The following is a 22867-nucleotide window of genomic DNA, read 5'->3' as shown; positions in this document are numbered from 1 at the left end:
AGTGGAATTGTACGATAGTGAAGAAGATCAAGTTCTAGCCATTAAAGACTGGTGGAAGGAGAACGGAAAAGCCGTTATTTTAGGCGGCGTTTTAGGCCTTGGCGGATTGTTTGGCTGGCGTTTTTATCAAGACTCAGTTATTGAAGCAAAAGAAGCAGTATCCAATGATTATGCTCAAGTGATTGAGCGTTTATCAACTGAAGGTGTTGCTGTAAAACAGCAAGCTGAGCAATTCATTCAATCGAATGCCGATACAGAATATGCCGTTTTAGCTGCGTTGCAATTGGCCAAAGTACAAGTTGATGCTGGTGAGTTCGAGCAAGCATTACAGCAGTTACAGTGGGCGAAAGCGAATACAAAAGACAACGTTATCGCACCTCTAATTAACTTCCGAATTGCTCGTATTCAGGCACAAAATGAACAATTTGATGATGCGATTTCTACATTGGATTCGTTAGATTCTAATGCATGGGCAGGAAGAGTAGCCGAATTAAAAGGAGATATTCTCCTTCGTAAAGGTGATAAAGAAGGTGCTTATAGTGCGTATACGCAAGCGCAACAGGCCAGTGATGCTAGTCAAGATATTCAATTTAAATTGGATGATCTTGCCAAATAAGGGCTGAAGCTATGAAGAAAATGCTTAGCCGAGTCGTCTTCAGTTCACTTATTCTTGCTGGTCTTGCTGCATGTTCTAGTGAAGAAGATACCGTCATAATGGCACCGGTTCCAGTCATTACTAGCCAGTTTGTGCCGACTTCAGATTGGTCGGCTAGTATTGGCAGTGGCGCAGGGCAATTTTTCTCTAAACTGCAACCTGTGTTTGCTTACGATAAGGTTTTCGTTGCAAGCCGTGATGGTGAAGTCAAAGCTCTTGACCCACAAACTGGCGACACGATTTGGAAAATCGATCTTGAAAATGATGTCATTGCTCGTTTGTCTGGTGGATTAACCGCTTCTTATGGTCAGCTTTTTATTGGTTCAGAGAACGGTGAAGTTATTGCACTCGATGAAGAAACGGGTGAAGTAAAATGGCGCCGAGAAGTTGTTGGGGAAGTACTCTCGAAACCAACCACAGAAGATAATATGGTTCTTGTTCATACCAGTCGAGGTATGTTGGATGCTTTAGATGCTGAAACTGGTAAACAGGTTTGGACTATTAGTACCGAAGTTCCGAACCTAACGCTAAGAGGGAGTAGCTCTCCATCAACGGTTTCTGGAGGGGTATTCTGGGGAACTGCAAATGGTCGTTTGGCTGCTGCTATAGTTGCTAATGGGCAGCTTATTTGGCAGCAACCTATTGGAATTCCGAAAGGCGCAACCGAGATAGATAGGTTAGTCGATGTTGATTCGTCACCTATCATCCTTGGCGGTATGTTATATACCGTTGGATTTAATGGTCAGCTTGTTGCTATTGATTTACGTTCGGGATCCGCCACTTGGAAGAGAAACTATTCGTCATCTTTAGATATGGCTACCGATGGACTTCGTCTGTTTTTAGTGACTGAAAATGATCATATTGCCGCAGTGGATGCTCGTAGTGGCACGGAAATCTGGACTAATAAGCTATTGGAAAACCGATTGCTGACTGCACCAGCGATAATTGATGGGTATTTGGTTTTTGGTGACTCTGAAGGTTATTTACATTGGTTAGATCCTGATTCAGGTGAGTTTATTTCGCAGCAATTGGTTGATGATAGTGGTTTTGCGGTTGGCCCTATTGAGGTTGAAGATGGTTATTTGATTACTACCCGAGACGGTAAAGTAAGCAAGTTAAAGATCGACTAGTTCTTAACTCAATTTATAAAAAGTGTGATAGAATTCACAGTCGGCTCCTGACTTTGCGGTTAGGAGCCGTTTTGTTGAAGTAAATAGTGTATTTAATGAAATAGTTGAATGTATTTCTATAAATACTTTTTGTTTTATTATGTGTAGTTATAGGTAAGTGATGAAATATTTACCTATAACTACATAATAAAATGTTTTTCTAGAGGTTGTTATGATTCCTGTTGTTGCTCTTGTTGGGCGTCCAAATGTAGGCAAGTCTACCTTGTTTAACCGATTAACACGTACACGAGATGCGCTTGTTGCCGACTTTCCTGGGCTTACTCGTGATAGAAAATATGGACAAGCTAAACTTGGAGAGCATGAATTCATTGTTATTGATACCGGCGGTATCGACGGCACTGAAGAAGGTGTTGAAACCAAAATGGCAGAACAATCTCTGGCGGCAATTGATGAAGCTGATGTAGTGCTATTCATGGTCGACGGTCGTGCAGGGCTAACGGTTTCAGACGAAGCTATTGCACATCATCTACGTAAAATAGAGAAACCAGCAATGCTGGTTGTAAACAAAGTGGATGGAGTTGATGCTGACGCTGCCAGTGCAGAATTTTGGCAACTTGGTATGGAGCATATGTATCAAATCGCTGCTTCGCATGGTCGAGGTGTAACGAGCTTAATCGAGCGCGCATTAAATCCTTTTGCCGAAGCACTGATAGAAACACAAAAAGGTGAAATAGAAGATTTAACAGACGTTGTTGATGGCGACGAAGATAAACTCGAATACACCGAAGAAGAAGCAGAACAAGAATTTAAGCGTTTACAAGATCAACCCATAAAATTAGCGATTATCGGTCGTCCTAATGTCGGTAAGTCTACCTTAACCAACCGAATTTTGGGTGAAGAGCGCGTTGTCGTTTATGATATGCCGGGTACGACTCGTGATTCTATTTACATTCCTATGAAGCGTGATGAGCGAGAGTACGTATTGATTGATACGGCTGGTGTTCGTCGTCGCAAACGTATTAATGAAACAGTAGAAAAATTTTCTGTCGTTAAAACATTAAAAGCAGTCGAAGATGCTAATGTTGTTTTACTAATTATAGACGCACGTGAAAATATATCCGATCAAGATTTGAGTTTACTCGGTTTTGCTCTTAATGCTGGGCGTTCTATTGTTATCGCAGTCAATAAATGGGATGGCCTTGACTCTGATATAAAAGAACATGTGAAGAAAGAGTTAGATCGCCGCTTGGGTTTTGTTGATTTTGCCCGTATTCACTTTATTTCGGCGTTGCATGGTACAGGTGTTGGTCACCTGTTTGAATCCGTTCAAGAAGCATATAAGTCAGCCACAACGCGAGTAGGCACATCGGTTTTAACTCGTGTTATGAAAATGGCAACGGATGATCACCAACCACCTTTAGTTCGTGGGCGTCGGGTTAAGTTAAAATATGCCCATGCTGGTGGCTACAACCCACCTATTGTCGTAATTCACGGCAACCAAGTTAAAGAGTTACCAGATTCTTACAAACGTTATTTAATGAATTACTACCGTCGTTCATTAGAGATCATGGGGACACCAATTCGTATCCAGTTCCAAAATAGTGATAACCCGTTTGAAGGCAAAACAAATAAAATGACATTGTCACAAGAGCGTAAAAGAAGTCGCGTTGTTGGAATGATGAAAAATAGAAAGAGATAAGAAAAAGCGCCCAAGTTAGGCGCTTTTTTATTATTAAATATACATTTTTATTACTAACTCTATGCGGAACAATGCAAAATGTTTTGTTTTATATTAAGTTACTGTTTAATGAATTTGGATTTAGCTTTGAAATCGATCTATTTTTTAAAGCTCTAAGATCTTAGCATTATCCCCGTGGAGGTAGAATATTAATCTGCATTAAATCCAAAAACAGGATATGTAACTTATGCTTTCGGGTTGTGTGTATATTTATGTTCTTAATTAGGTAGATCGCTGATCAAATTTGATTAAGCGGAAGATCTGATGATCATCTTTGGCCTGAGAGAGTGAAGTACCGGTACTGTTATTAGTAGAATTGGAGTAGACAAGATGACGTTTAAAAATTCATGTCCAACGTGTAATAGCGAATTACAATGGGATGCAGGATCTTATCAATGTACAGAATGCAATATTACCTATAGTAAACTCGCATTCTGCCCTACCTGTGAGGCTGAGTTGGAAAAATTACAAGCTTGTGGTTCAGTGAGTTACTTTTGTAATACCTGTAATGAAATGAAATCTAAGTCTGCGGTTCGAATTGAATTTCATCAGCAAAATTAGTTGCCATTATAAGACCGTTAAGTAAATTCGATATTTAATTAACGGTAGACGTAATAGTACCGTCAGCCACTTGAGTAATCATTTGATCACCTTTTTTAATCGCTGAAGTATGGTTGATTATTTTTCCTGATGCATCTTTACTAATTGAATACCCACGTTTAAGTGTAGCAAGAGGGCTAACCGTATCCAGTTTTTCGGCATAAAGAGCTAAATTATGCTTAGAGATCATCATCTTTTTATTAATGGCATCAATAAGTTTTTGCTCGGCTTGAGCTAACGAGTGGCGTTGCTTGTTCAACTGCATATCCGGAGAATTCAGTTGCAATCGATAATTTAAGTTATCAACCTGATATCGTTTAGCGCTAATTTGCTGCTGCGTTATTTTTATCAATCGAGATTCAAGATCATCTAATCGCTGACTCTGTAGCTGAAGATGGTAGCTAGGATGCTTTTTTTCTAGCTTATGTGTTAACTGTTGTAATTGGTATTGTCTTTTAGACAATGCTGTTTCCATTGTGTGTATTAGGCGATTAGTCCGAGATAAAATCGCCTGTTGTTTATGATTTTGATCTCTGCTAACTAATTCAGCCGCTGCGGAAGGTGTTGGCGCGCGAACATCTGCAACAAAGTCGGCAATGGTAACGTCCACTTCATGTCCCACCGCACTAATAATAGGAATGTTACTCGCCGCAATAGTTCGGGCTAGCACTTCGTGATTGAAGCACCAAAGATCTTCTAAAGAACCACCGCCACGACCGACTATCAGTACGTCACATTCCTCTCTCGAATTAGCTCGTCCTATTGCTTGGGCTATTTCAAACGCAGAAGACTCACCTTGAACCGTAGTAGGATAAATAATAATTGGTAAATTTGGGTCTCGACGTTTTAGCACATCAAGAATATCATAAAGCGCGGCACCGGTTTTAGAGGTAATGATGCCAACCGTTTTAGGGTTTTCCGGTAGCGGTTTTTTCAACGATTGTGCAAATAGACCTTCCGCCGCTAGCTGCATTTTCAATTTTTCAAATTCTTGCTGCAGTCGACCATCACCCTCAGGCTGCATACTATCAATTATTAGCTGATAATCGCCACGAGGCTCATAAAGTGACAGGCGAGCTTTAACTAATACTTGATTACCGTTGCAAGGCTTGAAGGTTACTCGACGATTATTGCCACGAAACATGGCGCATTTTACTTGTGCCCTAGAATCTTTAAGTGTTAAGTACCAGTGTCCCGAAACGGGTGCCGAAAAATTGGATATTTCACCAACTAACCAAACGATGCCCATTTCATTTTCCAGCAATAGCCGAACTTCTGCATTTAATCGGGAAACGGTAAAGATATTTTGGTTAGTTTGTAAAGGCAAAGTGATACCACAGAACGTGATTATGGAAATTAGCGCCAATATAATACATAGCAAGGGGGGTAATGCAAATAAAAAATAAAAAAATGTCTAGCGAAACGATTGCGTCCTGCGTATAATCCGTCTGCAATATCAATTTAGATACAAATTTGATTCATCCTTATTATGCGAAACGATAAGGGTGAATTTTTCGTTTTAACCTCGGTTTTTTAAACCATAGTTGAGAGATATTGCAATGCTACGAATAGCAAAAGAAGCACTTACCTTTGACGATGTATTACTCGTTCCTGCACATTCAACAGTTCTTCCTAATACAGCGGACCTTCGCACTAAGTTAACTAAAAATATTTCGCTGAATATTCCAATGCTATCGGCATCTATGGATACCGTTACTGAAGCTCGGCTTGCTATAGCCTTAGCCCAAGAGGGCGGTATCGGTTTCATCCACAAAAATATGTCTATTGAAGAGCAAGCTGAACAAGTTCGTTTGGTTAAAATCTTCGAAGCAGGTGTGGTTTCTCATCCTGTTACGGTAAAACCAACCAATACCATCGCTGACGTACTTGCTCTAACAGAAAAGAATGGCTTTGCAGGTTACCCTGTCGTAGCTGATAATAATGAATTAGTCGGTATTATTACTGGTCGAGATATTCGCTTTGTTACTGATTTGACCAAAACAGTTGATCAAGTAATGACTCCAAAAGCTCGTTTAGCCACAGTAAAAGAAGGCGCATCTCCTGAAGATGTTCAAGAGCAAATGCACAAAGCTCGAGTTGAAAAAGTATTAGTAGTAAATGATGCATTCCAGTTAACAGGAATGATTACCGCTAAAGATTTTCACAAAGCAGAACGCAAACCGAATGCTTGTAAAGATGATAAAGGTCGTTTACGTGTTGGTGCTGCGATTGGTGCTGGTGCCGGTAATGAAGAACGTGTTGCAGCATTAGTTGAAGCAGGTGTTGATGTACTACTTATTGATTCCTCACATGGCCATTCAGAAGGAGTACTTGAGCGTATTCGTGAAACTCGTGCAGCGTATCCTGACCTTGAAATTGTAGGCGGTAATGTTGCCACCGGTGCAGGTGCTAAAGCACTTATTGACGCTGGCGTTAGTGCGGTTAAAGTAGGAATTGGCCCTGGTTCAATTTGTACAACCCGTATTGTTACTGGTGTAGGGGTTCCTCAAGTTACCGCGATTTCTGATGCAGTTGAAGTCGCTGATCAATATGGTATTCCAGTGATTGCAGATGGTGGTATTCGTTTTTCTGGTGATATCTGTAAAGCGATTGTTGCTGGTGCATCTTGTGTTATGGTTGGGTCGATGTTCGCAGGAACAGAAGAAGCACCAGGCGAGATTATTCTTTATCAAGGTCGTTCGTATAAATCGTATCGTGGCATGGGCTCATTAGGGGCAATGTCACAAGGTTCATCTGACCGTTATTTCCAAACGGACAACGCTGCCGACAAATTGGTACCAGAAGGTATTGAAGGACGTATTGCTTATAAAGGCCGTTTAAAAGAGATTGTTCATCAGCAAATGGGTGGATTACGTTCAAGTATGGGCTTAACGGGGTCTGCAACCATTGAAGATATGCGTACCAAAGCCGAATTTGTTCGAATCTCAGGCGCAGGCATGAAAGAATCTCATGTCCATGATGTACAGATTACTAAAGAAGCACCAAATTACCGTTTAGGCTAATTTTTTGCTAAATGCTCAACAACAATATTGAATATCCATCGTATTGTTGTTGTTTAAAAATGACTTACCGATAAGTTATGACATTAACCTATTTTGAGAAGAGAAAATGACAAAAAACATTCATGATCAACGAATTTTGATCTTAGATTTTGGTTCTCAATATACACAGCTTATTGCTCGTCGTATTCGTGAAATTGGCGTTTACTGTGAGTTATGGAGCTGGGACGTAGATGAAGCGGATATCCGTGAGTTCGCTCCAAATGGTATTATTCTTTCTGGTGGTCCAGAAAGTGTAACAGAGGCAAACTCTCCAAGAGCGCCTCAGTATGTGTTTGAAGCTGGCGTGCCAGTATTTGGTGTTTGCTACGGCATGCAAACCATGTCCGAGCAGCTGGGCGGTAATGTTGCAGGTTCTGACGAGCGTGAGTTTGGTTACGCGCAAGTTAAAGTTATTGATGACTGTGAGTTATTCAAAAATATTGAAGATGCGATTGCGGAAGATGGCGCCCCGTTATTAGATGTATGGATGAGCCACGGTGATAAAGTTGTCGCTATTCCATCAGATTTTGCCAAAGTTGCAGAAACGGATACTTGCCCATTTGCTGCAATGGCAAATGAAGAGAAGAAATTCTACGGTGTTCAGTTTCATCCAGAAGTTACTCATACTCGTCAAGGGTTACGTATGTTAGAGAATTTTGTTCTTAACATATGTGGCTGTGAAAAACTTTGGACACCTCAATCTATTATTGATAATGCGGTTGCACAAATTAAAGAACAGGTCGGAGATGATGAAATCATCTTAGCATTGTCTGGAGGCGTTGATTCTTCTGTTGTTGCTATGTTGGTTCAGCGTGCTGTAGGCGATAAATTAACGTGTGTGTTTGTTGACAATGGTTTGTTACGCCTCAATGAAGGTCAGCAAGTTATGGAAATGTTTGGTGATCATTTCGGATTAAATATCATCAAAATTGAAGCAGAAGAACGTTTCCTTAGTGCGTTAGCTGGTGAAGTTGATCCTGAGAAAAAACGCAAAATTATCGGTCATGAATTTATCAATGTATTTGATGAAGAATCGAAGAAATTGAAAAACGCGAAATGGCTAGCGCAAGGGACTATTTACCCTGATGTTATTGAATCTGCCGCTTCTAAAACTGGCAAAGCGCATGTGATTAAATCGCACCATAATGTTGGTGGTCTTCCAGATGACATGGAAATGGGCCTAGTTGAACCATTACGAGAATTGTTTAAAGATGAAGTACGTAAAATTGGTTTAGAACTTGGTCTTCCTTACAACATGCTATACCGTCATCCTTTCCCTGGACCTGGTTTAGGTGTTCGTGTGCTTGGTGAAATTAAGAAAGAGTATTGCGATCTTCTACGTCGTGCCGATGCTATCTTTATTGAAGAACTTCATGAAGCCGATCTTTACAATAAAGTATCTCAAGCCTTTACCGTTTTCCTTCCTGTACGTTCTGTCGGTGTTATGGGTGATGGACGTAAATACGACTGGGTGGTTTCGCTTCGAGCGGTTGAAACAATCGACTTTATGACCGCGCATTGGGCACATTTACCTTACGATTTCTTAGGTAAAGTATCTAACCGCATCATTAATGAAGTGGATGGTATATCTCGTGTTGTTTATGACATATCAGGTAAACCGCCAGCAACGATAGAGTGGGAATAAACGCGTAATTATTTCTGTTTTACAGACGACTTTAAAGTCAGCATGAAAATGCTGGCTTTTTTTTATCAGAATAATTGACGTTATTGGTTTTTAAGTCGAATAACAGTTGAACCTGAACAATATTTCATCTAACATGCGCCGACTTCAACTATTTGTAATTTTTTAAACTATTTTTGATAAGGTTAAGACCACATGTCTACAAAATTAGCTAACCCAGCACCATTAGGTTTAATGGGCTTCGGTATGACAACTATTCTATTGAATATCCACAATGCAGGTTTTTTCCCAATTGATTCAATGATCCTTGCTATGGGTATTTTCTATGGTGGTCTTGGCCAAGTAATCGTTGGTATCATGTGCTTTAAACGAGGTGATACGTTTGGTACTACCGCGTTCACTTCTTATGGCCTATTTTGGCTTACGTTAGTTGGTTTGATTGTGATGCCTGAAATGGGTTTAACGGCTAGCCCTGAAGGATTTATGGGATGGTATCTAACATTATGGGCTATCTTCACTGGCTTTATGTTTGTTGGTTCACTTTGTTACCCTACAGCTAAGCAAGTGGTTTTCGGTTCGTTAACCATTCTATTTGCTCTACTTGCACTCCGTGATTTTACTGGCAGCCATTTTATTGGAACGATTGCTGGTTTCGAAGGCATTTTTGTTGGCGCTAGTGCTATCTACTTCGCTATGGCGCAAGTTCTTAATGCAGAGTTTGGTCGTGAAGTCATGCCGGTAGGAAAACCTGTAATCGGTAGAACTAAAGCAGAAGCACCTGTTGGTGAACAAGCGACAGCTTAATTCTCACATTAATAAATGTAATGTATTTAAAAAGCTTTAGTGACCAACTAAAGCCTTTTTTGTTGGTGTTAGTCTATCTCTCGCTTGGCTCAGAAATCTGATATAGCTTATGTTCGTCACATACTTCTTCACAGTTACAAACTTTTTCCACACCGACATTATTCAAACCGCCGCAACTTCCTTGTATCGTCTTTTTATTCAAAATAACGCCTATTGCCATCAACAAGATAACAATAAGAAATACACCAAAAGTAATAAATATAGTGGCCATTATCTCACCTAGCGTTTTTTGAGTGGAGAAAGTGATGAAATGGAGCCCATCAATGTCTCTTTCTTCTCATGTTGACCACAGCATCCACCAGAATGACCAGAACACTTTCCTTTTTTCAAGTGATTCTGGGATGGACGACCAGAAGAAGCGCTGGTTAACTCAATCATCGGGCTGTTAAGCGCCATTGATATCGATGTTTTTTGCGTTAGCTTAAAAACACGAATCCCTGATTTTAGTAATTTTCCTAGAGCTCGTTCTCCAATATTTCGTACAATAATCGCATCAGTCTGCATTTCTTTAAGTCGTGATATTGTTGCCTTCTTTTCATGGCAAGAACATCCTGCTTCTGCTGCAGGGTTGTCTATATTTTTGATAAATTGGCTTTGTTCATTTAAAAACACAAACTGTTTCGCTTTCATAAAGTGGTTAGCGACGCAATCTCTGCTGTGTGGAATGGCGTAGATCATTGTTCAGACTCCTTATCATCAAGAACAAGTGCATTACCTTCTATTAGACCAGAAGCAACTTTAAATCTTGCTCGATTAATGATGTTGCCAAAAGTCTGCCTTGAAACTCCCATTTGGTCTGCTGCTTCTTGTTGACTCATGTTTTCGTAGTCAGCTAGTCGTATCGCTTCAAACTCTTCAGCTAGTATTTCAACCTTTTTTAAGCTTTTAAGTGGTATGCCATTGGGTTTAAAGCAGCTGTGTGCTGGTCGCCCACAAATGCGTCGGCATTTTTTGGGTCTGGCCATAATGTCTCCTTAACTGAGTTTCATTGTCACTATACTTTAATTATTAGCATATGCCAATAATGTTATGGTTAAAGTTTTTGGCATATGCTATAAATAACGGAAGGAATTACCTTTAATTAGACAGCAATAATGAAGACAAAAAATGAAAATTATCAAACCAGAAAGTCATCGCCATTGCATTGTATGTAGTGAGTCGAATTTGAATCCAATGTCATTAAAAATGCAGTTTATTCGTCATGATAACACTCGGGTTTCAGCCAAAATAAAGCTGGGTGAGTCATACCAGGGATATGAAAACCAATTACATGGTGGAATTATTAGTACTTTAGTTGATGGCGCTATGACGCAATGTTTATTTGCGCAAAATATACAAGCTATGACGGCTGAATTAACGGTTAGATTTATTCGCCCTGTGCCTATAAATCAAACACTTCTGGTTGATGCTTCTATACTTTCTGAACGTAGAGGTATGCAAAAATTAGTGAGCCATATTTATTGTAACGGCAATGAACTTGTTCGGGCTAATGCCAAATTTCTAATCGTCAAAATGTAAAGTAATGTAAATAATTCTCATTGTAATATTAATTGTAAGCTAAAATTGTTAAAAAAATGATCCATCCGATGTTAATTAACGTACTACAGTTAAATAAGTCAATATTCCATAAAGGGAGACAAGTGAGTATGGATACATTAAATGCAGTAAAAAATGATCAGACTGTTTCAAGACCAATACCTCAAGAAGCGTTTGATTGGTATGACGAGTATGCACATGGCTTAATTGATCGTAGAGAGTTTATGTCACGTCTTGGAGGATTAGTGGCACTTGGCTTTACTATGACAGTATTAACCAGTGCTTTGTTACCTAACTATGCAAATGCAGAACAAATTTCTTTTAATGATCCCTTGATCACTGGTTCCTATGTTAACTTTTCTTCTCCTAAAGGACACGGCGATTGTCAAGGGTACCTTGTTGTACCTAAAGGGTTAGAAGGTACGGCTCCGGTAGTGCTGGTTGTACATGAAAATCGTGGCCTTAACCCATATATTGAAGATGTAGCACGAAGATTGGCAGCGAAAGGCTTTATTGCTTTTGCTCCAGATGGCCTTTATCCACTAGGCGGTTATCCGGGTAATGATGATGCCGGTCGGGTCATGCAAAAAAGTATGGATAAAAGAAAACTAGAAGAAGATTTTATTGCCGCAGCACAATTTTTGAAGTCGCATGAGCTTAGCTCGGGTAAATTAGGTGCGGTTGGTTTTTGTTATGGTGGATATGTCGTTAATATGTTGGCTGCGACCATTCCTGATCAACTCGATGCTGGCGTGCCATTTTATGGCACTCCCGCGGCAGACACTATTCAAGAGAACGTAAAAGGACCGTTATTACTGCAGTTTGCGGAACTCGACAAAAGAGTTAATGCTACTTGGCCGGAATATGAGAAAGTGTTGAAGGCCAATAAAGCTGATTATATGGCTCATATCTACACTGGAGCGAATCATGGTTTCCATAATGATTCCACTGGTCGATATGTAGAAAAAGAAGCGGAGCTCGCTTGGGAGAGAACGTTAGCATTCTTTAATGAACATCTAGCGTAACCGTTTTATTGCATTAGTAAGATAGATACTGTTTAAGCCATCATTTACGCTGATGGCTTGATTTTTATTAAAACTATATAAATTACAGAGGGTTAGCTATTTTATAAAGCCAGTGATATGTCAATCGCAACCTAAACGTTGTGCTGTTTTATTACTATCGACTAGCGTTTCTGGTAGCGCATATGGCAGCTTCTGTTTTAAATTACTCAACGTAGTTTTGGTCGAACAAAAATCGGTATCTTTAGGCGTATCTTGGGCCATAACGAACACTGCTGCCGCTCCTTCAGTTAAGTTTTTATTCGGTTTATAGACTATTTTATAGTAAGCAGACGGTACCTTATGAGGTTCATCGGCTGCTGGAAGAGTCATTGAGTCATCAGAATAAATAGGACCACTTATCACAAATAATGAATCGCGAAACTGCGCCTTTTCTCTCACTCTCGATTCTAGCTCTTGCCATGCATTTTGGTTTAGAAGGCTTGATTGCGGTGTTATATTACTCAGGTAATTCAAGGTATACCAATACTTATTACCCGTAAAGCTAGCCAATGGAACTTGATGCCCTCTATCGGTTTTTAATTGCTTATAAGCGTTTTTGTAATCTTTTTCCTCTAGTCTTTCCTCTTCGGATAACAAAGGTTGATTGCTCCAATTTCGATTGGTGTGTGTTCCAAAATTCTGCACATCAACTTCATAGGCGACCCAATCTGCAAATTTAGTCGTTGGGTTATGAGATAAAGCATACAGACGTTCAAATATCATACTGTTACCATCAATTTGAATTTCTGGGCAGCCCACCGGGCAGTGAGGACTTTCTATTTTTGTCATCGCATGAGCCTGAATGGCAAAAAAACTAAAAAGGGTTACAACGAGTGAAGTGGCGGTATTCATTATAAAAATTAATTACTGAGTTAGATTATATTCATTAGTTTAGTAGTTATTCGTACGGTATCAATCAAAATTTTTACGTAGATTAATGCCGATATAACGTGTTAGGTAATTCATTTAAATAGACAGAAGTTGTTGAATTGATGATGTTGGCTACAGTTATTACCTGTGTTTAAGTAGGTTGTTAACTCAATGTTGATTAGAAATGCTATGTTCATTAAAGAAGATGTTGATAAATTATGTGTTTTTTAAAACATTATGTTCGCAACGAAAACAGATAGGTAAGGTATGAAGAATGAATTTTGACTGGATAGAATGGTTTGGCTATTTAGCCTCTTTAGTTGTGTTAGTTTCGTTGACGATGACGTCGATTATCAAGCTCAGAGTCATCAATTTTATAGGCTGCGTCTTATTTGCACTATTTGCATATTTTATAGATTCTTATCCAACTATGTTTATGAACATAGGGATCGCTGGAATTAATGTTTATTTTTTATGGAAAATAAAAACAACCAAAGAACAATTTACCTTAATTAGTGCAGTGGTTAATTCGGAATATTTTGATTACTTTATTTCTACTTACAAGAATGAAATTGAGCAACAAGCATCATTAGAAAAACTAAAAATGGCAGATACTGCGTTTTATATGTTAAGAAATAACAATATTGCGGGTGTGCTAGTAGGAAATCTGAATACGGAAGGAGAATTGCTGGTTCTGGTTGATTATGTAACACCAGAGTATCGTGATTTTAAGTTGGCAGATTATTATTATCAATCGAACCCTGAAGTCATCAAAAATAGAGGGGTAAAAACTCTAAAAGCTCACGCAACTATAGCGAATCATGAAGAGTACTTACTTAAGGTTGGTTTTGAATTGATGGATGAACAAGAAAAAAGTTATATCAAGCATCTTTGATAAAAATAGTCACTTTAAAATTTAATTTATTAAGGGGATATTTATCAAATTATTGTTATGCTCAACAATAAATAACTTTTCTATTTAAGGGTAAATAGTACCTGTGATCACGATTGAAAAACTGAAATTAGAACATACAGAACAACTTGATGCACTTAGTGTTACCGAACAGCAAGTGAAGTTTGTTGGCCGCTTAGACGATATTCTAGCCAATGTTAATGGTTCGATTCACCCTCACGTGATCGTAGTTAAAGAAAGAGTAGTCGGTTTCTTTTTGATTGATACGGTTTACAGCGAACAATATCAGTTTGCTCAGCACGATAGTTTGGGCTTACGTGGTTATTTTATAGGACGAGACTTTCAAGCTATGGGATATGGAAGCGCTGCTATTTTAGCTTTAGGTCATTATCTCTTATCAACTTATCCAGATAAATCAAATATTTATTTAACAGTTAATTGTAAAAATATAAATGCCAAAAACTGCTACCTTAGAGGAGGCTTCATAGAACAAGAAGGCCTCTATTTAGAAGGGAATGCTGGGCCACAACATATTATGTGTTTAACGCTCTCCAAACATCAATTGTGAAATGACGCTGTTGCGTTAAATATTGTTCGTATCACTTTACCACCCTATCTATATTGAGAATTCGAAACAGATTAAGAGGCAAAAAAATGGGTTAGACAACGCCAACCCATAGACTGACAAAGGGGAGGTCTAATGTTGTGTGTCAGTCTCAAAATAAGGTTTATACACGTCAGAAAACGATTTCGGTTTGCTTTTATTGTTTGTGTTTATTAGCGAATCAGACGGGGCTTCTTGCGATTCGATCGCCTTAGCATGTTGTTTGGCCGAATGTTGAAAATGTGGATTGTTTTGCGCTTTAATTCGTGCTTGATTGACTCGATCGATGACATCCTTAAGCATAACCAGTACCTCACTTCCAAAGAAATTTAATACCTACTGACTTGTTATCAATACTTAGTGATCTATTACTTTTTATGTTCGATTCAATTTTAAACAATCAAACTAAAAAAGACAGGTCGCCTTTTTAGTTGATTGTTCTGACGTTGCTAGCTTTTCATTATACTCAACATGAGTTATGTGGTTAACAAAACTCATGTTGAGTATAACGATAGTGTTAATGAAACCATAGTACTAATAAAACCATAGTAATACTTAGCGGTTTCGTCAAGGTACAGTTACTTAATTCACCAGTATGCTGGTTATTGGTAGTCTTTCCTTATCTCACGGTATTTTCTTGAACACTAAGATCTCGTAAGGCACCTGAGATAAGTTCTTCAGCAACTTGTTTTGCTGTTTTATTATTACCGTCGTTTGTCTCACCGAACGTTGATAGACCAACATTGAATGTTATTTTCTCATCATTAATTGATAAATTGCTTTCAATCTCAGAGCACAGTCTTTCTGTTACTTTAGTCGCGTTTTGTTGGTTGCAGTTATATAACAGTAGAGCAAACTGGTTTTCTTCAAAGTGCGCAAGAATATCACTATCTCTTGATAACGACTTTATCGTATCAGCACCACTTTTTATTAAATGATGGGCTTGTGGCAAACCGTATTTTTCTCTTAATTCTGAGTAATGATCAATGCAAGCGATAACAAGAGATACAGGCATGCGCTGACGCATCGATATGCGTAATAATGATTCCATAACCTGAATGAATAACGGTTTGTTGTAAAGTTCGGTTAAAGGGTCGTATAGTCCTGAAACTTGAGTGTCGTTATTGTCTGCCGAAACCGCATCCTTTGTTTGTGTCATGGTCTTAATCCTTATATTCTTCACTGCTTATAATATTAGCGATAAAATCGGCTATGTAATCATCTGAATAGCAATTATTTGAAAATTATCACCAAATTCTCATGTTTAACTGATAATTAACTGTTTAAGTTGGTAATTATTTCTGTTGAGTCAACTATTAAAAGTATAAGATACGTCAACATCATTCATCGATTATGATTGATATAGCTAAATAATGATGATTGTTTATTGTAAGCAAGATCTTTACTATACCTTTGTTATAACTCAGTAAAACAGCTGCTAGTATAGTGGCATGACTAAAATAAGTATAAGCATTGAAAGTACTCCTATCACCTGAAGATAAATCAAGAATTTTAGTAAAAGAACTCGCATTGAGTGCTCTTCTTTATATCGAATTTCAGCAACTTGATGCTAAAGTTCGTCTGTCTTCGCAGAAAAAGAACGATTTACTACAAAGTTGGTTAAATAAGCAAAGCAAAAACAGTCGCTATAGACGATTAAAGAAAAAGTTAAAAACGCTGTTAAATCAGTTTAAAAAAAATCATGTTGATCTCGAGACTATTTTTACTGAACTCGCTAATTATCAAGCCGATTCTCAACCCACTCATCTTGAAGAGTATCTGCTTTTAATCAGAAGAATGGAGCGTAATTTAGGCTTAACCGTTATGCTTTCTACTGCACAAGAGCTGGATTTAGATTACAACGACATATTTATCGCGGTTTTATCTAACGATTTAAATAGCCACTTCTCGGATGCTGGTAGGTTTTTGTTACCTATTGAGTTTCTAGCCAAACTACCGAAGGCCAAGCGTTCATCGTTTTTAGAGGGCGCATTTAGTTCTCCGATATTCAATTATCAGATATTGTATGAAGATGATAAGTATATTCGTATTGAGTTTTACGTGAAGTAGTTCATTGTGACTAAATAGAGGCATGTCGGTGTAAAACCGACTGTTATTTGAAACATAGATTACTGTCTAAGAGACGAACTATTGCCGACACAACGGACTACCGCTGATGCTAATCCGTTGTGTCTAAAGTACAGAATTAACTTAACGTTAATGACTGAGTGTCGCTGGTCTTTAATGTAGTTATTTTTAGAACGCTCCATCATCATTTGTACATTGAAGCATAATCATCAATATAGTTTTCCCAAATTGGCGGAGTACCAATGATTTCTTGTACCGATTCTATGAATAATTTTACGATAGGTGTTTGATTTCTATGTGGGTATATTGCATGAATTTGCCCGTAAGTCTTAGGCATTCTATAGTGCGTTAGTAAGGGAATAAGGCCTAATTCTTTTATGTTCTTTTCCAAAGTAAATAATGGCACAACAGCATACCCAACCCCTGCTTGAGCAGCAGACAAAATTGCTCTAGCTTGATTTACTTTATACTTACCTTTCATCGTATAAGTATCCATGGTTTCACAACCAGGCGACTGGCAAAAATCAATTTTATTGCGTGTAACTTCGCCATTATTATAAATAATCGCGGGAAGTTGCATTAGTTCTTCTGGCGTTTGCGGTTCGCCATATTTTTCAATAAAAGCTTGAGAAGCCAAAATAGCGATAGGATTGTTGGCGATTTTTTTAGCGATGAGGTTTGAATCAGATAAAACTCCTACTCGAAAAGCAATATCGTATTGTTCGCCAATTATATCCGAACGTCGGTCGTCTAAATGAAGACTGATATGAACATCTGGATATTTCTTCATAAAGTTATTAACCGCTTGGGTTAAATATAGATAGCCAAATGGTGTAGGCCCGGTAATCTTTATTTGTCCCTTAGGTTGTGAATGATATGATTCAGCAATTCGCTGTGTATCAGCAAGTAAATTTCGTACCGATTCAGCTTGCTTAAGAATTTCTGCTCCTGCATCGGTTAACGAAAGAGAACGAGTGGAACGGTTGAGTAATCGAATTCCCAAATCATCTTCCAATACCTTGATTTGTTTCGATAAAACGGAGCGATCTAGGTTGCGTAAATCTGCTGCTTTGGCAAAAGAACCATGATTTACAACATCTAAAAATAAATCTAACCGAGTTGCCATATCCATAAATAGGACCCTGCGCAATGAATATTGTGCGCTTATGATACCTTTGTTTGGTTTAATAGCATCGAACAAATTTGGAAATTTTTATAGTTAGAAAACTAAGGTAGTGTTTTAGCTTAATAATAAGTTGCCAGTCAGATAGCCGTACAGTAATTAATTGGTTTTTTTAATCGGTTTGCTCGTTGATAAAACATAAACCACGCAGTAGAACCTGCCAATATGTTAGCTACAAATACTGCCCACAATACGTTTTCTAAACTACCCATAGATACACCAATAAATGTTGCTGGAATATAAAATACAAATAAACGTAATGAAGACAAGATAAGGGCTTTTTTAGGTTCACATAATGCATTAAATACCGACACGATAAGCATGCAGAGTCCAAGTGGCCCGTAACTTAAAGGAACAAAAATTAAAGCGTAAGATAGAGAGTCACTTAAACGAGTATCAGTGGTTAGTAGATTAGCTATATAAGGTGCGAAAATCGCTAATGTTATGGCGATGATAAGGTGATAAATAACCACAATACTCGCAGCATTAAAGACCAATTGTGTCACTTTTTCGATTTTTGTTTCACCAATATATCGGCCAACTAAAGGCGGCACAGACATAGTTAAAGAGAGCGAAAGTACCAGAACAAACATCTCAATACGAGAGAACAAAGTCCAAAATGCAACACTGCTTGCGCCTAATTGGGCGATTAAGTAAGTCACCGTCATCGCACTAATCGAAGGTAGAATTTGATTAGCAACGGTCGGAATGGCCATATTAATTAAACTACGGAAATAATCGATACTGGTACGATCCAATAAAGAAAAACAGAACCAACCTTTCTTTTTTACTTTCATAATCATGATAAAAATACAGATAATATAGGAGGCGGAAGAGGCGAGTGCCGCGCCTTTTATTCCCATATCAAAAGTAAACATTAAAAGTGGGTCAAGTATTAGGTTTATCAAACTAGCCAGAACAAGAAAATACCCAGGGGCTTTGGTTTCACCATTCGCTCGGTAAATTGCAGAGATAAAATACATTAGTGCTCCAAGCACAACACTAATTAACCAAACTGACCAGTATTGGTTAAGTAATTCATTAATTACATTACCGTTATCTAAAGAGTGATTGCTAATAGTGTCGTTATCGAAATTATCGAACAACGAGTGAAAAAATGGACGTTTTATCCATAATAATATGCTTAGTAGCGATAAAACTACACCACCACTGAGAATCGCAATAGTCGCGGTTTTAGTGGCTGATGGTTTATTCTTTGAGCCAACTGCCTGAGAGATAATACTTGTCGCAGCAACCCCAATACCTACCTGTATACCAATAAATAAAGTGTGAAATGGTATAGTTATACCTTGTGCCGTCAGTGCATCAATACCCAGTCGTCCAATAAAAATACTATCAACAAGTTGAACTAGCATGAGTGATAGTACGCCCAAAGTTAGTGGTAGCGTATGAGCAATAATTTTTCGTAACATGCAGGTATTCTCGGTGGTGATATAGGCTTAGAGCGACTAGATAATGAATGGTAAGGCTTTTAAACTCAATCGGCTAGCACAATGTCAGCATTTCACTGTTGCTACAAAATCAACAATAGAAGGTAATAATTAAATGACTTTATGCCATCATTAAAAGTTGGCTAAACAGCATGTCAGAAAAAATTTCATTTTATTGGTGCTAAATATTCCATAATGAATGGCAAATTCTTGTGATGTCCATCACGAAAAAATAGGTAATAATGGCTTCGTCGAGTGAGAACAGGGGCGTATCCCAATAATTAAACACTCATATTTAATCAAGAATTTAAAGGTAGAATAAAATGAAAAAATTAACAGTTTTAGCGACAACTTTATTAATGAGTGCAACCGCATTTGCTGGTGTTCAAACCATCTACAGTGAAAGAAATATCGCAACAGAAGGCTTCGATTCTAAAGCCGCTGCTTATGAAGCAGGTTTTGATTATGTAGAAACATTAGAATCAGCGAGCAATTCAGAGCTTCGTTTCAAATTATCACCTATTGGCGATAATTTTGTATCTAACATCACATTAGGTGATACGGTTGTGACTATTGAAGAATTCTCTGAAGCACGTGGTGAAACTTCTTATCGCGCTATCGTTAATGTTGGCTATCAGTTTGAAGCTCAAGATAACCGCAACGATTAATATTTCACAAGCACTGGTTTTGAACAAGCACTGTCTTTGAACAAGCATTGTTTTTGAAAAATACTGTCTTTGAAAAGCCAATAGATTTATTTAGTCTATTGGCTTTTTTGTCATTCTATATTCGGTTATGTACAAAGCTTATTATGGTGTTGGTAAAACCGGTTACAGTATGCTAGCTTGAAGCGATAGATGAGTTTTTAGAGACCATATTTTGATTAGATTTTTAACATTATTGTTTATATTTTCAGTTGGTTATCCATTTCCTGCAGTTCAAGCCGCTGATGAAATAAAGATTGGGGCTATTTTTGCTAAGACAGGAGAAGCTGCAGAAGAAAACTTGGTGCTTTTTCAGGCAGTACGGTTTGCTGTTGATGAGATAAACAATAAAGGAGGAATACTTGGCAAAAAAGTCCGACTCCTAGAATACGATAATCATAGTACTGCTATACAAAGTTTATTAGCAGCAAAACAAGCAGTTAAAGATAATGTTGTTGCTGTTATTGGCGCTTCGTGGAGTACTCACTCATTAGCTATCGCTCCGTACTTACAAAAAATGCAAGTGCCGATGATCTCACCAGATTCTACCAATCCGAAGCTAACTAAAATAGGTGACTATATTTTTCGAGCTTGTGTGTCCGATACTTGGCAAGGAAAAATACTAGCGAACTTTGCAGCGAATCATTTAAACAGCCAACGTGCTGTTATTTTACAGAACATAAAAAGCGATTATAGTATTGGTCTTGCTGAAGTTTTCCAAAATGACTTCCAAAAAATGGGAGGAGAAGTGGTCGCAATATATAACTACAAAACTCAACAAACAGATTTAACAACAGAGTTAGAGCGAGTGAAAGATTTAAAGCCTGATTTGTTATTTATTCCTGGCTATGGTGAAAGTGGTTATATAGTTAAACAGGCTCGTAAAATGGGAATAAAAGCTAAGATGATGGGTGGAGATACTTGGTCTTATAAAGAGTTTATCGCTTACGGAGGACAAGATTTAGAAGAAGGTTATTATTCATCTCATTGGAATAAAAATCTAGAAACAAAAGAAGCGCAAGATTTTGTAGAACGTTACAGCATTAATTATGAAATTACCGATTATGTTGCCGGTGGGTACGATGCAGCAATGATATTATTTGCTGCAATTAAACGTGCCAATTCTTTAGATCGTAAAGCAATACGTGATGAACTTGCAGCAACAACAGATTATAAAGGAGTTACTGGCGATATTACATTTGATCAGAATGGAGACGCTATAAAGCAGATGTTAATGATTAAAATAACCGATGGTAAAACCAACATAGTCGCTACGATAAAACCAGATCAAGGCTAAACTATTCCTTATGAATAATGACAGGAGTATACGGTATAGAATCAATATCACAATAATTGTAACGTTAGTTGTGGTGGCGATTGTGTTTGGAAGCATACTCATTCTGTATGAAAATGTGCGGCGTAATATAGTCATTAAAGATATTCAAACCTCTCTACAAGAACTGACTACACAACATAGTGCATCCATCGGCAATGAAATTTTTTCTAATCAAACTCTTGCTATTCAGGATTCATTAACATCAATAATAGACTCGGAGAATATTAATATTCTCGCTATTAGTGTTTATGATGATTCTGGACAGTTTCTCGTTAGTTCCGATAACCAATTCCGCCAAGATCTCGATGATAAAACATTGTTGACGCTCTCTTCCACCACGATGATGGAGCTCGGTAAAAGCAATAAACGCAGTATTCTACGTTTCGACAGCTCAATTATTGCTTATGGAGAACGAGTTGGCTTTTGGAACATAGAGTACTCTATCGCGCAAATTCAAAAACAAACGAATAATATTATTCTTATTTTTTTCGCTTCAATTCTCTCTTTATCGATCATTCTTTTATGGTTAATTAATAGCATATTAGTTCGCTTTGTTATGAGTCCTATTCAACAACTGCAAAATACAATGCAACTAAGTAAAGAAGAAGAGGTGAGCTCTAGTTTTGAAGCGAAAGAGAAACGAATAGATAAAATGCTTAATTCTTTCCAAAAACTTCCTTTCAATATGAGGCCTTCCGACGCAAGTAAAAACGAGATACATTCACTCGCTTATTCTTTTCAACAGATGTTGTTTGCGTTGAAAAGCTCTTATATCGGTATTCGTAGCGACAGTCTTACTGGGTTGGCGAATCGAATTAGATTGGATGACGTGATAGAGAGAGAAATTAACATGGAACAGAGGTATCTGTATTCATTTTCTATCCTACTGATTGATATTGATTATTTCAAAGAGATCAATGATAACTATGGGCATTTAATCGGAGACGATGTTCTTAAATCTTTGGCTATTTTGTTTAGGAACTCTTTTCGTAAGTCAGATGTAATTGGTCGATGGGGAGGAGAAGAATTTTTAGTACTGTTGCCCAGACAAAATTGTGAGCAGGCTGCCCTTGTTGCGGAGAACTTTCGTAAGATAGTACAAGAATTTCCTTTTTTAGAATCACACTCAATCACGGTAAGTTTTGGTGTTGCCCAATATAAGCACGGAGAAAAAGCCAGCGATCTCATAAAAAGAGCTGACGATGCTTTATATAAAGCTAAAGCATTGGGTCGCAATAGAGTAGAAGTGAGTTGATGTCCCATTTTATTTATATGTTTAATAAATAGTATCCCTTATTTATATCAATGATATGAACTATTTATTTTAAATATAATTTTTATTATATTTAATTAATAGTTTCTTAAATTTTCCTTAGATTGGTTTTGTTTTTTTTATAGGTGTTTTGATACTTAATTTTTGAGACGCA

24 protein-coding genes are annotated in these 22867 nt (G+C 37.9%); 15 read left to right on the top strand and 9 right to left on the bottom strand.

The features are described 5' to 3' along the window. The first annotated feature begins 1 nt into the window (after nt 1). The 4 genes from R3X26_RS12855 to R3X26_RS12840 all read left to right on the top strand — a co-directional run bounded on the left by R3X26_RS12855 (nt 2) and on the right by R3X26_RS12840 (nt 4084). Nucleotides 2–616 (top strand): YfgM family protein, encoded by a 615-nt coding sequence (locus tag R3X26_RS12855; RefSeq protein ID WP_317717728.1) that lies wholly within the window; start codon nt 2–4, stop codon nt 614–616. Nucleotides 617–627: 11 nt separating this feature from the next. Then, on the top strand, nt 628–1785 hold the full coding sequence (gene bamB / locus R3X26_RS12850) for an outer membrane protein assembly factor BamB (RefSeq protein WP_317717727.1): 1158 nt from the start codon (nt 628–630) through the stop codon (nt 1783–1785). Between the two features lie 211 nt (nt 1786–1996). Beyond that, entirely contained in the window at nt 1997–3484 is a 1488-nt protein-coding gene (gene der, locus R3X26_RS12845; protein ID WP_317717726.1) for a ribosome biogenesis GTPase Der, read from the top strand. 369 nt (nt 3485–3853) lie between these two features. After that, nucleotides 3854–4084 (top strand): zinc ribbon domain-containing protein, encoded by a 231-nt coding sequence (locus R3X26_RS12840; RefSeq protein WP_317717725.1) that lies wholly within the window; start codon nt 3854–3856, stop codon nt 4082–4084. A 34-nt stretch (nt 4085–4118) separates the two neighbouring features. Here R3X26_RS12840 and xseA read toward each other — a convergent pair whose 3' ends face one another. Next, nucleotides 4119–5450 carry an exodeoxyribonuclease VII large subunit gene (xseA, locus tag R3X26_RS12835; protein WP_317717724.1) on the bottom strand — a complete coding sequence of 444 codons (1332 nt, stop codon included), beginning with the start codon at nt 5448–5450 and terminating at the stop codon, nt 4119–4121. A 232-nt stretch (nt 5451–5682) separates the two neighbouring features. Between xseA and guaB the strand changes: the two genes are divergently transcribed. From guaB to R3X26_RS12820, 3 genes are all read left to right on the top strand, one after another. Beyond that, nucleotides 5683–7146 (top strand): IMP dehydrogenase, encoded by a 1464-nt coding sequence (gene guaB / locus R3X26_RS12830; protein WP_317717723.1) that lies wholly within the window; start codon nt 5683–5685, stop codon nt 7144–7146. A 106-nt stretch (nt 7147–7252) separates the two neighbouring features. Next, nucleotides 7253–8830, top strand: coding sequence for a glutamine-hydrolyzing GMP synthase (gene guaA / locus R3X26_RS12825; RefSeq protein ID WP_317717722.1), 1578 nt, complete (start codon nt 7253–7255; stop codon nt 8828–8830). 192 nt (nt 8831–9022) lie between these two features. Continuing rightward, a complete protein-coding gene (locus R3X26_RS12820) occupies nt 9023–9631 on the top strand; it encodes an acetate uptake transporter (protein WP_317717721.1) in 609 nt (202 codons plus the stop codon). A 73-nt stretch (nt 9632–9704) separates the two neighbouring features. Here R3X26_RS12820 and nqrM read toward each other — a convergent pair whose 3' ends face one another. From nqrM to R3X26_RS12805, 3 genes are read right to left on the bottom strand one after another with little or no spacing between them, the layout of a single operon-like run. Then, nucleotides 9705–9902: a (Na+)-NQR maturation NqrM gene (gene nqrM / locus R3X26_RS12815; RefSeq protein WP_317717720.1), complete on the bottom strand. Its 198-nt coding sequence runs from the start codon at nt 9900–9902 to the stop codon at nt 9705–9707. A gap of 8 nt (nt 9903–9910) precedes the next feature. Beyond that, nucleotides 9911–10369: a NifB/NifX family molybdenum-iron cluster-binding protein gene (locus tag R3X26_RS12810; RefSeq protein ID WP_317717719.1), complete on the bottom strand. Its 459-nt coding sequence runs from the start codon at nt 10367–10369 to the stop codon at nt 9911–9913. After that, the gene (locus R3X26_RS12805) at nt 10366–10656 is read right to left on the bottom strand and encodes a DUF134 domain-containing protein (RefSeq protein WP_317717718.1); all 291 of its coding nucleotides are present in this window, start codon (nt 10654–10656) and stop codon (nt 10366–10368) included. Before R3X26_RS12805 ends, R3X26_RS12810 begins: the two co-directional genes overlap by 4 nt. Before the next feature lie 142 nt (nt 10657–10798). Here R3X26_RS12805 and R3X26_RS12800 point away from each other — a divergent pair, with 142 nt between their 5' ends. After that, nucleotides 10799–11209, top strand: a complete 411-nt coding sequence (locus R3X26_RS12800) for a PaaI family thioesterase (protein ID WP_317717717.1) — start codon at nt 10799–10801, stop codon at nt 11207–11209. 128 nt (nt 11210–11337) lie between these two features. Continuing rightward, entirely contained in the window at nt 11338–12252 is a 915-nt protein-coding gene (locus tag R3X26_RS12795) for a dienelactone hydrolase family protein (RefSeq protein ID WP_317717716.1), read from the top strand. Nucleotides 12253–12372: 120 nt separating this feature from the next. Here R3X26_RS12795 and R3X26_RS12790 read toward each other — a convergent pair whose 3' ends face one another. Then, nucleotides 12373–13080, bottom strand: a complete 708-nt coding sequence (locus R3X26_RS12790) for a DNA/RNA non-specific endonuclease (protein ID WP_317717715.1) — start codon at nt 13078–13080, stop codon at nt 12373–12375. Between the two features lie 355 nt (nt 13081–13435). On the opposite strand from R3X26_RS12790, the gene R3X26_RS12785 reads away from it, so the two are divergent. Further along, nucleotides 13436–14056, top strand: a complete 621-nt coding sequence (locus R3X26_RS12785) for a hypothetical protein (RefSeq protein WP_317717714.1) — start codon at nt 13436–13438, stop codon at nt 14054–14056. A 103-nt stretch (nt 14057–14159) separates the two neighbouring features. After that, complete coding sequence (locus R3X26_RS12780) at nt 14160–14642, top strand: GNAT family protein (protein ID WP_317717713.1); 483 nt, start codon at nt 14160–14162, stop codon at nt 14640–14642. 129 nt (nt 14643–14771) lie between these two features. On the opposite strand, the gene R3X26_RS12775 is transcribed toward R3X26_RS12780, so the two are convergent. After that, nucleotides 14772–14981, bottom strand: coding sequence for a hypothetical protein (locus R3X26_RS12775; RefSeq protein ID WP_317717712.1), 210 nt, complete (start codon nt 14979–14981; stop codon nt 14772–14774). Between the two features lie 316 nt (nt 14982–15297). Then, a complete protein-coding gene (locus R3X26_RS12770; protein ID WP_317717711.1) occupies nt 15298–15837 on the bottom strand; it encodes a GGDEF domain-containing protein in 540 nt (179 codons plus the stop codon). Nucleotides 15838–16151: 314 nt separating this feature from the next. Here R3X26_RS12770 and R3X26_RS12765 point away from each other — a divergent pair, with 314 nt between their 5' ends. Beyond that, nucleotides 16152–16748, top strand: coding sequence for a DUF2913 family protein (locus R3X26_RS12765; protein ID WP_317717710.1), 597 nt, complete (start codon nt 16152–16154; stop codon nt 16746–16748). Nucleotides 16749–16950: 202 nt separating this feature from the next. On the opposite strand, the gene R3X26_RS12760 is transcribed toward R3X26_RS12765, so the two are convergent. Together R3X26_RS12760 and R3X26_RS12755 are read right to left on the bottom strand one after the other, a co-directional pair. Beyond that, a complete protein-coding gene (locus tag R3X26_RS12760; RefSeq protein WP_317717709.1) occupies nt 16951–17898 on the bottom strand; it encodes a LysR family transcriptional regulator in 948 nt (315 codons plus the stop codon). 131 nt (nt 17899–18029) lie between these two features. Then, nucleotides 18030–19382, bottom strand: coding sequence for an MATE family efflux transporter (locus tag R3X26_RS12755; protein ID WP_317717708.1), 1353 nt, complete (start codon nt 19380–19382; stop codon nt 18030–18032). Between the two features lie 341 nt (nt 19383–19723). Here R3X26_RS12755 and R3X26_RS12750 point away from each other — a divergent pair, with 341 nt between their 5' ends. From R3X26_RS12750 to R3X26_RS12740, 3 genes are all read left to right on the top strand, one after another. Then, nucleotides 19724–20068, top strand: a complete 345-nt coding sequence (locus tag R3X26_RS12750; protein WP_317717707.1) for a DUF3316 domain-containing protein — start codon at nt 19724–19726, stop codon at nt 20066–20068. 211 nt (nt 20069–20279) lie between these two features. Further along, a complete protein-coding gene (locus R3X26_RS12745; protein ID WP_317717706.1) occupies nt 20280–21401 on the top strand; it encodes an ABC transporter substrate-binding protein in 1122 nt (373 codons plus the stop codon). Between the two features lie 82 nt (nt 21402–21483). Then, nucleotides 21484–22695, top strand: a complete 1212-nt coding sequence (locus R3X26_RS12740) for a GGDEF domain-containing protein (protein ID WP_317717705.1) — start codon at nt 21484–21486, stop codon at nt 22693–22695. The last annotated feature ends 172 nt before the right edge of the window (nt 22696–22867 follow it).

The sequence above is a fragment of the Vibrio sp. TH_r3 genome, from assembly GCF_033101115.1.
Taxonomy (GTDB): Bacteria; Pseudomonadota; Gammaproteobacteria; order Enterobacterales; family Vibrionaceae; genus Vibrio.
The sequence above is the reverse complement of the archived record's forward strand: the minus strand, read 5'-3'. Positions and strand labels throughout refer to the sequence as shown.